The organism is Micromonospora sp. NPDC048986, assembly GCF_040649335.1.
GTDB classification, from domain to species: Bacteria; Actinomycetota; Actinomycetes; order Mycobacteriales; family Micromonosporaceae; genus Micromonospora; species Micromonospora alfalfae.
Window position 1 is genome coordinate 287,219 of sequence record NZ_JBEZFJ010000002.1, and the last position, 12,248, is coordinate 299,466.

Sequence of the window (12,248 nt, forward strand, 5' to 3'; positions counted from 1 at the left end):
AGGTCTAGCTAAGGGGTTCTTCGGGTGTTCAACCGTGTCGCCATCGTCAACCGTGGTGAAGCCGCCATGCGGCTCATCCACGCGGTCCGCGAGCTGGCCGCGGAGACCGGCATCCCGCTCGAAACCGTGGCTCTTTACACCGATGTCGACCGCAACGCCACGTTCGTCCGCGAAGCGGACATCGCCTACGATCTCGGCCCGGCCTCCGCTCGCCCGTACCTCAACCTGACGGTGCTGGAGCGCGCGCTGACCGAGACCGGGGCCGACGCCGCATGGGTCGGCTGGGGTTTCGTCGCCGAGGATCCGGCGTTCGCCGAGCTGTGCGAGAAGATCGGCGTCACCTTCGTCGGGCCGAGCGCGGACGCCATGCGCCAACTCGGCGACAAGATCGGCTCGAAGCTGATCGCCGAGAAGGTCGGCGTGCCGGTCGCGCCATGGAGCCGTGGCGCCGTCGAGACCCTGGACGCCGCACGTGCCTCCGCGGCCGAGGTCGGCTACCCGCTGATGCTCAAGGCGACCGCCGGCGGCGGCGGGCGCGGCATCCGCGTGATCAGGAACGAGGCCGAACTGGTCGACGCGTACGAGCGCACCAGCCAGGAGGCGGCACGGGCGTTCGGCAGCGGCATCGTGTTCCTGGAGCGCCTGGTCACCGGGGCTCGGCACGTCGAGGTCCAGGTGATCGCCGACGGGCAGGGCACCGCGTGGGCGCTCGGCGTCCGCGACTGCTCGGTGCAACGACGCAACCAGAAGGTCATCGAGGAGTCGGCGTCACCGGTGCTCGACCCGGCACAGGCCGCCGAGCTGAAGACGTCTGCCGAGCGGCTGGCAGTGGCCGTCGGATACCGGGGCGCGGCGACAGTCGAGTTCCTCTACCACCCCGGGGACCGGTTGTTCGCGTTCCTCGAGGTCAACACCCGCCTCCAGGTCGAGCACCCGATCACCGAGCTGACCACCGGGTTCGACCTGGTCAAGGCGCAGCTGCACGTCGCCTCCGGCGGGCGACTCGAAGGTGCGCCGCCGGCCGAGCGCGGGCACGCCATCGAGGCGCGGCTCAACGCCGAGGACCCCGACCGCGACTTCGCCCCGTCCCCCGGGCGCATCGCCCGGCTGGACCTGCCCAGCGGCCCCGGCATCCGGGTGGACACCGGCGTCAGCGAGGGTGACACCATTCCGGCCGACTTCGACTCGATGATCGCGAAGATCATCGCGTACGGCCGGGACCGCGACGAGGCGCTCGGCAAGCTACGCCGGGCGATGGCGAACACCACCGTGATAATCGAGGGTGGGGCGACGAACAAGAGCTTCGTGCTCGACCTGCTCGACCAACCCGAAGTGATCGACGCCAGCGCGGACACCGGCTGGATCGACCGCGTCCGCGGCGAGGGCCGCCTCGTCACCCACCGCCACTCCGCTGTCGCCCTGGCCGCCGCCGCCATCGAGGCGTACGAGGAGGAGGAGCGCGTCGAACGGCAGCGGCTGCTGTCGACGGCGGCCGGCGGACGCCCACAGGTGCAGCACGCCAGCGGCCGACCGTTGGACCTCAAGCTGCGCGGCGTCGGCTACCGCACCCGAGTGGCGCGGGTCGGCGCGCACCGGTTCCGGGTCGGCATCGAAGCCGGCCCGGTGATGCGCACCGCCGACGTCGAGCTCGACCGCTTCGACCGGCACACCGGTCAGATCGTCGTCAACGGCATCCGCTACCGCCTGCTCACCGGCACGTACGGGCCGACCCACCTGGTCGAGGTGGACGGCGTGACCCACCGGGTCAGCCGGGACGAGGGTGGCGTCCTGCGCTCCCCGATGCCCGCGCTGGTCGTCGCCACGCCGCTGGAGGTCGGCGCGGAGGTCGAGGCGGGCGCGCCGGTGCTGGTGCTGGAAGCGATGAAGATGGAGACGGTGCTGCGGGCGCCGTTCAAGGCGCGACTCAAGGAGTGCGCCGTGTCCGTGGGCAGCCAGGTGGAGGCGGGTGCGCCGCTGCTGCGCCTGGAGCCGCTCGCGGACGACGCCGAGCAGGCCGCCGACGACCCGAGCACCGAGACCGTCGAACTGGACCTGCCCACCGCCGACGCGGACATCCCGGCGTACGAGCGCAGCAGGCGCGGCCAGGAGGACCTGCGGGGTCTGCTGCTCGGCTTCGACGTCGACCCGCACGACGACCGTCGGGTGCTCGACGACTACCTCAGCGCGCGGCGGGCGGCCGCCGAAGCCGGTCAGCGGCCCCTGGCCGCCGAACTCGACCTCATCGAGGTGTTCGCCGATCTCGCCGAACTGAGCCGCAACCGGCCGACGGGCGAGGACGGCGGCGCCGCGCACGTGCACAGCGCCCGGGAGTACTTCCACACCTACCTGCAGAGCCTCGACGTCGAGCGGGCCGGGCTGCCGGACGCCTTCCAGACCAGGCTCGGCAAGGCGCTCGGCCGGTACGGCGTCACCGACCTGGACCGCACCCCGGCCCTCGAAGCCGCCGTCTTCCGGATCTTCCTCGCCCAGCAGCGCGCCTCCGCGGACGCGCAGGTCATCGCGGCGCTGCTGCGCGCGTGGCTGCGGGAGACCCCGCCGGACGAGACGCTGCGCGAGCCGGCCGGCCTCGCGCTGGAACGGCTGATCGCCGCGACGCAGGTCCGCTTCCCGGTGGTTGCGGACCTCGCCCGCGGCGTGGTGTTCGCCTGGTTCGCCCAGCCGCTGCTGCGCCGCAACCGCGCCCGCGTCTACGCCGAGGTCCGTGGGCACCTGCGGCACCTCGACGCGCACCCGGACGCCCCGGACCGCGCCGAGCGCATCGCCGAGATGGTGCGCAGCACCGAGCCGCTGGTCCGGCTGCTCGGCCAGCGACTCGTCCGCGACCACCTCGACAACGCGGTCATGTTGGAGGTGCTGACCCGGCGGTACTACGGCAACCGGTCGCTCACCAGCGTGCGCACCCGCGAGGTCGCCGGCTGCACGTTCGTGGTCGCCGAGCGCGGCGACTCGAGCGTGGTCTCCGCCGCGGTCAGCTTCGACGCGCTGGGCAGCGCCCTGCGCGGGCTGACCGAGCTGGCCACCGGCGAGGACGCCGTGGACGCCGACATCTACCTCGGCTGGGAGAACCAGCCGGAGGACTTCGACGCGATGGCGGGCGCGCTGGCCGAGGTCATCGCCGCGCACCCGCTGCCGCCCCAGGTCCGTCGGGTCACCACCACCGTCGCGGGTCGCGGCGGGGCGGTCATGCACCACCACTTCACCTTCCGCCCGTCCGGCGCCCAGTTGACCGAGGACCGGCTGATCCGCGGGCTGCACCCGTACATCGCGCAGCGGATGCAGCTGGAACGGCTGCACAAGTTCGACCTGACCCGGCTGCCGTCGTCGGACGAGGAGGTCTACCTCTTCCAGTGCGTGGCCCGGAAGAACCGGGCCGACGAGCGCCTCGTCGCGTTCGCGCAGGTGCGTGACCTGACCGAGCTTCGCGAGCAGGACGGCCGCCTGGTCGCGCTGCCGACGACAGAGGACGCCATCGCCGCCTGCCTCGACTCGATCCGCCGCGCCCAGTCGCGGCGACCGTCGAAGACGCGCTTCAACACCAACCGCATCGTGGTCTACGTGTGGCCGCCGAGCGAGCTGACCCGCGAGGAGATGGAGATGATCGCCGGGCGGGTCCGCCCGACGACCGCGGGCGCCGGCCTGGAGGAGATCCTGTTCATCGCGCGCCAGCGCGACCGCCGCACCGGCGAGCTGACCAAGATCGCCGTACGGATCTCGTTCGACGCCGCGGGCGGCGCCGAACTGGTCGTCGGGGAGCCGCCGGTCGAGCCGATCGAGCCGCTCGACGAGTACCGGCTCAAGGTGCTGCGGGCCAGCAGCCGCAACACCGTGTACCCGTACGAGCTGACCGGTCGGCTCGGCGACTTCGTCGAGCACGACCTCGACGACGACCATGTGTTGGTGCCGGTGCACCGGGCGAAGGGGCGCAACAGCGCCGCCATCGTCGCCGGGGTGGTCACGACGCCGACCGAGCGCTACCCCCAGGGTGTCACCCGGGTGGTGCTGCTCGGCGACCCGACGAAGTCGCTGGGCGCCCTGTCGGAGCCGGAGTGCCGGCGCGTGATCGCCGCACTGGATCTGGCCGAGCGGATGCAGGTGCCGCTGGAGTGGTGGGCGCTGTCCGCCGGGGCCCGGATCTCGATGACCTCCGGCACGGAGAACATGGACTGGGTGGCGGCGGCGCTCAAGCGGATCGTCGAGTTCACCCAGGCCGGCGGTGAGATCAACATCGTGGTCGCGGGCATCAACGTCGGCGCGCAGCCGTACTGGAACGCCGAGGCGACGATGCTCATGCACACCAAGGGCATCCTGGTGATGACGCCCGACTCGGCGATGGTGCTCACCGGCAAGCAGTCGCTCGACTTCTCCGGTGGCGTGTCGGCTGAGGACAACTTCGGCATCGGCGGCTACGACCGGGTGATGGGGCCGAACGGGCAGGCGCAGTACTGGGCGCCGAACCTGACGGCCGCGCGGGACGTCGTGATGGCGCACTACGACCACACGTACGTCGCGCCCGGCGAGGACGCGCCCCGGCGGGCGGTCACCACCGACCCGGCCGACCGCGACATCTCCAGCTTCCCGCACGACGTGGCGGGCAGCGCCTTCGCCACCGTCGGGGAGATCTTCTCCGTCGAGTCCAACCCGGACCGCAAGAAGCCGTTCGACATCCGTACGGTGATGCGGGCCCTCTCCGACCAGGACCACCCGGTGCTGGAGCGCTGGGCCGGCATGGCGGACGCGGACACCGCCGTCGTGCAGGACGTCCACCTCGGTGGCATCCCGGTCTGCCTGCTCGGCATCGAGTCCCGGTCGGTGCCCCGGCACGGCTTCCCGCCCACCGACGGCCCGGACACCTACACGGCGGGCACGCTGTTCCCCCGCTCGTCGAAGAAGGCCGCGCGGGCGATCAACGCGGCCAGCGGCAACCGGCCGCTCGTCGTGCTGGCGAACCTGTCCGGCTTCGACGGCTCACCGGAGTCGATGCGCAAGCTGCAACTGGAGTACGGCGCCGAGATCGGCCGGGCGATCGTGAACTTCCAGGGGCCCATCGTCTTCTGCGTGATCTCGCGCTACCACGGCGGCGCGTTCGTGGTGTTCTCGAAGGCGCTGAACCCGAACATGACGGTGCTGGCGCTGGAGGGCTCGTTCGCCTCGGTGCTCGGTGGCGCACCCGCCGCCGCTGTGGTGTTCTCCGCCGACGTCAACGCTCGTACGGCTGCCGACCCGCGGGTGCGGGACCTGGAGGCCCGCACCGCCGCCTCGGCTGGCACCGAACGCGCCGCGCTGACCGCGGAGCTCGACGAGCTGCGCTCGTCGGTGCGCGCGGAGAAACTCAGCGAGGTGGCAGCGGAGTTCGACCGGGTGCACAACATCCACCGGGCCGTCGAGGTCGGCTCGGTGGACGCCGTCATCCGCGCCGCGGAGCTGCGTCCGCGCATCATCGAGACCATCGAGGCCCGCCTGGGGTAGAGCGGCCGCAATGCCCGCACCAGGTCAGCACCACCGGTCGTCGGCCGGTGGTGCTGACCGGATGGGGTCTAGCTGAGCGCCGCGGCCAGCGCGACGGCGACGGCGAGCCAGACGATGACAGTGCCGACACCGACGCCGACCATGGCGAGCGCCTTGACCGCGGGTGCCATCCGGGTGTGGGCGACCGTCAGGTTCCCCCAGACGCCCACTGCTCCGACCAGCGCGCCCAGGATGCCGCCGACGGTGAACAGCAGGATCGGCAGCAGAACCAGGATGCGCAGGAGGATCGGCATGGGGGGCCCGGTGCGGTGCTGCACACCGTTGACCTCCACGGTCGGGTGAGGGTCGGCGAGCACTGTGCGTACCGTGGCCTGGACGACACCACCATCCACAGTTGGCAACGCGTAACGTCTGCCCGTCCTGGGGGCCGGCACTCCGCCGACGGTGACGGCAGGGTGGCCGAAGAATGCCTTGGTGGCGACGACGATCGGGCCAGCCACGCCGGCGACGTTGAGCGGTTCGGTGTTCACCGGCGTGATCTTAGGAAGCGGGGCACGCCCCGTCCATCTCGTTGACCGAGCGGGGGTTGCGCCCGCAGCTCTCGGGTCACCTCAGCCGGTTCGTCGCCCGTGGTTCGGGTCGGTGTCGGCCTGCCAGGCGGCGACGAGATCCTCGCGCGCCCGGGCGACCCGGGAACGGATCGTGCCGACCGGGCACTGGCAGACGTCCGCCGCCTCGGCGTAGGACAGGCCGAGCACCTGGGTGGCGACGAACGCCTCACGGCGCTCCGGGGTCAGTCCGGCGATCAACTGGTGCAGGGTCACGCCCTCGTCGGCACCGGCGGTGATCGCACCGGCGGTCTCGGCCGCCGCCTGCCAGTCCGGCACCGATGCCAGCCTCGGCCGGGCCACCGCCGTCCGGACGTGATCCACCGCAACGCGCCGGGCGATGGTGAACACCCAGGTGCGGGCCGACGAGCGGCCGGCGAAGCCGGGCAGGTTGCGAATTGCCCGTAGGAACGTCTCCTGGGTCAGGTCGTCGGCCTCTCCCGGCCCGGCCAGGTGCGACAGGAATCGCCAGACCTGGTCCTGTAGTGCCCGGATGAACGCCGTGGCGGCCTGCCGGTCACCCTGGCCCGCCTCCCGCGCCCACCGGGTCACCTGGTCGTCGTCAGCGACGCCGTTCCGCACAGACCACCGTCCTGTGTGCCACGGGCGCTCCTTCATGCCGAGATGCCGTCGTCGGAACGCCGCCGGTCGGCCGCGCACTCTGGTGGTCGCCGGCCGGTCCGGAAAAGTTCCCGAGGTTCCCAGGTTCGGCTGATCTCGGGATGTCCGAGGTGGCCGGGACCCGGGCCGCTCAGCGCGGGACGGGCTGGTCCGCGCTCTCCCGTTCACGCGGGACCGCCGGGTCGGGCATGCTCCACGAGCGCCACAGCTTGCTGTACCCGCCCCCGGCCCTGAGCAGTTCGGCGTGCGTGCCGTGCTCGGCGACGCGCCCCTGGTCGAGGACGACGATGCGGTCCGCGGTGGCGGCCTGACTGAGTCGGTGGGCGACGATCAGCGTGGTACGGCCCTCGGTGGCCGCCACGGCGGCGCGGTCGAGGTCGCGTGCGCCAGCGCTGCCCGCCTCGGCGGTGGCCTCGTCGAGGACCGCCACTGCCGGGTCGGCGAGGATGAGGCGGGCCAGCGCGAGTTGCTGGGCCTGGGCCGAGGTGAGCTGCCGCCCGCCCTCCCCCACCGCTGTGGCGAGGCCGTCCGGCAGGGTCCGCACCCACTCGGTGGCGCCGACGAGGTCGAGGGCGGTGGCGATCTCGGCGTCGGTGGCGTCCGGGTCGGCGAGGCGCAGGTCGTCGCCGAGCGGCCCGGCGAAGACGTGCACCTCCTGGCTGATCAGGGCGATCTCGCGGCGGAGGCGGTGCTCGTCGAGCTGTGTCAGCGGCACGCCGCGCAGGGTCGCCGCGCCGTCGGTGGGCGCGATGATGCCGGCGATGATGCCGGCGAGGGTGCTCTTGCCCGCGCCGCTCGCGCCGACCAGGGCGACGCGCTCCCCGGGGGCGAGACGCAGGGCGATGTCCCGCAGCACCACCGGCCCGTCGTCGTAGCGGTGCTGCCGGACGGTCACCTCCAGTGCCGCCGGTGCGCCCCGGTCGTGGCGGTTGGGCTCGGTGCCGGCGGAGGCCCCGGTGTCCGGCAGGGTGGTGACCCCGACGAGTCGGGCCAGGCTGGCCCCGGCCTGCAACACCGAGTCCGACTCGAACAGCAGCAGGCCGATGGGGTTGAAGAGGCGGTGGAAGTAGAGGGCGGCAGTGGTGGCGGCGCCGACGGTGGCCAGCTCACCGCGGACCAGCAGGAAGCCGGCGAGCAGCACGGCGGCGAGCCCCACGAACTCGGAGCGGTTGATGCGCAGCCCGAAGCGGGTGTAGAGACCGAAGATCTCCAGCGACAGGTCGCGGGCGACGCCGGAGCGCTGCGCGATCCGCGCGACGTGGGCGTCCTCCATCCGGTAGGCGCGCACCGTGGCCGCGCCCCGCAGCGCCTCGGCCGTCGCCTGCGCGCGCTCGCCCGTCGCCACCCGCTCGCGGGCGTAGTACGGCACCGAACGCTTGAGATACCAGCGCAGCGCCACCGCGTACGCCGGGGCGGCGACCAACCCGGCGATGCCGAGCCGCCAGTCGAGGGCGAAGAGCCCCGCCGCGGTCAGTACGACGGACAGCAGCGCGCCGAGGAAGGCGGGGCCGCTGGTGGCGATCACGTTCGTCACCACTGCCACATCGTCGCCGGCGCGGGCCACCAGGTCCCCGGTCCCGGCCCGCTCCAGAGTGGCCGAGGGCAGGTGCAGGGCCCGGTCGAGGACCCGCTCCCGGAGTCGGGCCAGCACTGTCTCGCCGAGACGCGCGGCGACCGCCGCTCCGACTGCGGTGAGGAGCCCGGCGAGCACTGCGGCGCCCGCGATCACGGCGGCCCAGGCGATCACCCGGGGCGTGTCGGTCCCGGCGATGACGTCGTCGACGAGGCGCCCGAGGACCCAGGGGGCGACCAGCCCGGTCGCGGCGGCGGCGATGAGCAACGTGCCGGCGACGGCGCTGAGCCTCGGCAGGAGCGCCAGCTCGCCACGGAGGGCGGCCCAGGTCTGCCGGCCGGTGGCCGTCGGCAGCAGGTGCCGGGTGGTCGGCTCGGACGTCATCGCAGGGTTTCCTCCCGGTAGCGGGCGTCGCTGGCGAGCAACCGCTCGTGCGGACCCTCGACGACGACCCGTCCCCGGTCGATCACCGTGACCCGGTCGGTGATCCGCAGCAGCGCCGGGCTGGTGGTGATCAGCACCGTGCCACGGGTGCCCGCCCCGCGAGCCTCGGCCAGCCTGGTGGCGAGCAACCCCTCGGTCACCGCGTCGATCGCCGTGGTGGGGTTGTGCAGCACCAGCACCGGCGGGTCGGCTACGAGGGCCCTCGCCAGCCCGATCCGCTGCCGCTGCCCACCGGAGAGGTTCGCCCCGCGTTCGGTGAGCAGACGGTCGAATCCGTGCGGGTGCGCGGCGAGCACGTCCTCGGCTGCGGCAGCCCGCACTGCGGCACGCAGCACCTCGTCGTCGACGGAGGCCCCGGCGCTGAGGTTGGCGCGCAGCGTCCCCTCGAACAGCGCCACGTCGTGCTGCTCGACCAGGACCACCGCGCGCGCGGCGTCGATGTGCAGCTCGTCGGCGGGCACGCCGTCGACGCGGACCGTACCCCGGTGGTCCGCGCGGGGCACCCGACCGGCCAGCAGCGCGACCAGCCCCTCGGCCTCGCTCGGGTCGTAGGCGAGCACGCCAAGGATCTCACCGGCGCGGACGCGCAGGTTGACGTCGTCGAGGCCCGCGTACGAGACGCCGTCGAGGGCGAGCCGGGACGGAGTCGGGGTGGGCGGCCCGGCGTCGCCCGGTTGGACGACCGGCGCGGCGCCGAGGACCCGGGCGACCCGCCCCGCGGAGGCTCGGGCCATGGCGAACAACTGGACGCAGTACCCGAGCGTCTGCACCGGCTCGGCGATGAACTGGGCCAGCCCGACCACGGCGACGAGCTCGCCGATGGTGAGCCGGCCCTGTAGCGCGAGCCAACCGGCGAATCCGGCGACCGTCGCGAGGAACAGGCCGTTGACACCGGTGGTGAGTCCGAGGTGCAGTCCCTTGGTGGTGGCGGCACGCAGGGTGACGTCGAGCGCGTGGCGGCTGGCTCCCGCGTACCGGCGGGCGGCGTGGTCCTGTGCGCCGATGCCGCGCAGCACGCGCAGACCGCTGACGAGGTCTACGGCGAGGGCGGTCGTGGCGGCGAGCGCCTCCTGCTGCGACGTGCTGCGCCGGGTGAGCAGCGGCGCCATCCGCTGCAGGGCGACGACCAGCAGGGGTACGCCGATGAGCACCCCGAGGCCGAGCGGGACGTCGACGACGAGCAGCGCGACGGCCGCGACCACGATGGCGGTGAGCGCCGCGGCGGTGAGTCCCGCGACCCGTACGACGAGCGCGGACAGCTCGGCATCGGAGGCCGTCACTGACAGCAGTTCGCCGTCACGCATGCCTGACCGGCGTCCACGTGGGTCGAGGGCGCTGCGGACGATCTCGACCCGGGTGGCGTGCGCCTCGTGTTCGACGGCGGCGAACGCCAGTCGCGCGCCGGCCCGGTAGGCGAAGGCGAGCACCGTGAACAGGGCGGCCAGGCCGCCCAGCGAGAGCAGCAGGGCGCTGACGTCCCCGGTGGCCACCGCGCTGTCGATGACCACGCCGATGGCCACCGGGACGAGGGCTTCGGTGGCCTGGTGGGTGCAGAGCAGCGCGATGCCGCCGGCCACCCGGGCGCGCTGCCGACGCAGCGCGCGACGGAGCACCACCCCACCGGTGGTCTCGGCGACTGTCATGCTCGGATCGATGAGGGCACGGCGACAGACTCCACTTATGCTTAGGGCAGGCTAACCTAACATGCCCCGGGAGTGGGATCGGACGCACGGTCCCGCTGCTCCCCCACCGGCACCGAAGCGGGCAGACCAAGACCCTTGACGGCCGCCGCGACCAGGGCCTCCGGCGCCAACGACACATCGAGTACGAGCACCGACTCGTCCGGCTCGGCCGGCTCCAGCGTGGCGAGCTGCGACTCCAGCAGACTGGCCGGCATGTAGTGCCCCTCGCGCCGGGCCAATCGGGCGCGGATGACCTCCGCCGGCCCGTCCAGGTGCACGAAGTCCACCCGGAGCGGGCCCTGGCGGAGCACGTCCCGGTACGACCGCTTCAACGCCGAGCAGGCCAGCACCGTCGAGCGGCCCTCCGCGCCGCGATCGGCGATCCACCCGGCGATGTCCCGCAGCCAGGGCCACCGGGTGGCGTCGTCCAGCGGTACGCCGGAGCGCATCCGCGCCACGTTCTGCGGGGAGTGGAACTCGTCCGCCTCGGCGAACGTCAGCCCGGTCGCCGCGCCGATCCCCCGCGCCACAGTGGTCTTGCCGGCCCCGGAGACGCCCATCACCACGACATGCCGGGTGGGCCGGGCGCCGCGCCGTTCACCAGTCATGGACCGTGCCGTCCTTGAGCCGGTTGAACGGCAGGTACGCCGGCTCGTACGGGAACCGGGCCGCCGCCTCCTCGTCGAGCTCCACCCCGAGCCCGGGCTGGTCGCCCGGGTGCAGGTAGCCGTCGGTGAAGGTGAACGACTGCCGGAACACCTCGTTGGCCAGCGGGGTGTGCTTCATGTACTCCTGGATCCCGAAGTTGTGGATGGCCAGGTCCAGGTGCAGGGCCGCGGCCATGCCCACCGGGGAGATGTCGGTGGGGCCGTGGATGCCGGACTTGATCTGGTACTGGGCGGCGAAGTCGAGCAGCTTGCGCATGGCGGTGATGCCGCCGGTGTGGGTGACGGCGGACCGGACGTAGTCGATCAGCTGCTCCCGGATCAGGGTCTGGTAGTCCCAGACCGTGTTGAAGACCTCGCCGATCGCCAGCGGGGTGGTGGTGTGCTGGCGGACCAGCCGCAGCGCCTCCTGGTTCTCGGCCGGGGTGCAGTCCTCCAGCCAGAACAGGTCGTACGGTTCGAGGGCCTTGCCGAGCTTGGCGGCCTGGATCGGGGTCATCCGGTGGTGACCGTCGTGCAGCAGCGGCAACTCCGGGCCGAACTCGCCACGCACCGCCTCGAAGACCGACGGCAGGTGGCGCAGGTACGCGCGGGTGTCCCAGTCCTCCTCGGCGGGCAGCGGGGTGCGCTGCGCGGGCTCGTAGTCGTAGCGTTGGCCGGTGGAACTGGGTTGCGCGGCCACGCCGTAGACCGCGTTGATCCCCGGCACCGAGGTCTGCACCCGGATCGACCGGAAGCCCTCGTCGAGGTGGCGGCGGATCGAGTCGAACAGCTCGGGGATGTCGCGTCCCGACGCGTGCCCGTAGGCCATGATGCCGGTGCGCGACGCGCCGCCCAGCAGTTGGTACAGCGGCATGCCGGCGGCCTTGGCCTTGATGTCCCAGAGCGCGACGTCCACCGCGGCGATGGCCGCCATGGTGACCGGGCCCCGCCGCCAGTACGCCGACCGGTACAGGAACTGCCAGGTGTCCTCGATCCGGTGCGGGTCCCGCCCCATCAGCAGCGGGGCGACGTGGTCACGCAGGTACGAGGCGACGGAGAGCTCGCGGCCGTTGAGCGTGGCGTCGCCCAGACCGGTGATGCCCTCATCAGTGGTGATCTTGAGGGTGACGAAGTTCCGGTCGGGGCTGGTCACGATGATGTCTGCTGCGACGATCTTCACGGGGTG

The 12,248-nt window shown here is 72.7% G+C and carries 7 protein-coding genes; 1 reads left to right on the forward strand and 6 read right to left on the reverse strand.

The annotated features are described in order from the left end of the window. Window positions 1-24 precede the first annotated feature (24 nt). Window positions 25-5,487 (forward strand): carboxyl transferase domain-containing protein, encoded by a 5,463-nt coding sequence (locus tag AB0B94_RS06340; protein ID WP_357269070.1) that lies wholly within the window; start codon window positions 25-27, stop codon window positions 5,485-5,487. Window positions 5,488-5,555: 68 nt separating this feature from the next. On the opposite strand, the gene AB0B94_RS06345 is transcribed toward AB0B94_RS06340, so the two are convergent. The 6 genes from AB0B94_RS06345 to manD form a co-directional block, all read right to left on the reverse strand. Continuing rightward, on the reverse strand, window positions 5,556-6,017 hold the full coding sequence (locus AB0B94_RS06345) for a hypothetical protein (RefSeq protein WP_357269072.1): 462 nt from the start codon (window positions 6,015-6,017) through the stop codon (window positions 5,556-5,558). A gap of 81 nt (window positions 6,018-6,098) precedes the next feature. After that, on the reverse strand, window positions 6,099-6,677 hold the full coding sequence (locus AB0B94_RS06350; protein ID WP_357269075.1) for a sigma-70 family RNA polymerase sigma factor: 579 nt from the start codon (window positions 6,675-6,677) through the stop codon (window positions 6,099-6,101). A gap of 169 nt (window positions 6,678-6,846) precedes the next feature. Continuing rightward, on the reverse strand, window positions 6,847-8,673 hold the full coding sequence (locus AB0B94_RS06355) for an ABC transporter ATP-binding protein (RefSeq protein WP_357269078.1): 1,827 nt from the start codon (window positions 8,671-8,673) through the stop codon (window positions 6,847-6,849). After that, window positions 8,670-10,376 carry an ABC transporter ATP-binding protein gene (locus AB0B94_RS06360; protein ID WP_357269081.1) on the reverse strand — a complete coding sequence of 569 codons (1,707 nt, stop codon included), beginning with the start codon at window positions 10,374-10,376 and terminating at the stop codon, window positions 8,670-8,672. The genes AB0B94_RS06355 and AB0B94_RS06360 overlap by 4 nt, the downstream gene beginning before the upstream one ends. 56 nt (window positions 10,377-10,432) lie before the next feature. Further along, entirely contained in the window at window positions 10,433-11,023 is a 591-nt protein-coding gene (locus AB0B94_RS06365; RefSeq protein ID WP_357269084.1) for a gluconokinase, read from the reverse strand. Continuing rightward, the gene (manD, locus tag AB0B94_RS06370) at window positions 11,013-12,242 is read right to left on the reverse strand and encodes a D-mannonate dehydratase ManD (protein ID WP_112619703.1); all 1,230 of its coding nucleotides are present in this window, start codon (window positions 12,240-12,242) and stop codon (window positions 11,013-11,015) included. Before manD ends, AB0B94_RS06365 begins: the two co-directional genes overlap by 11 nt. Between the last annotated feature and the right edge of the window lie 6 nt (window positions 12,243-12,248).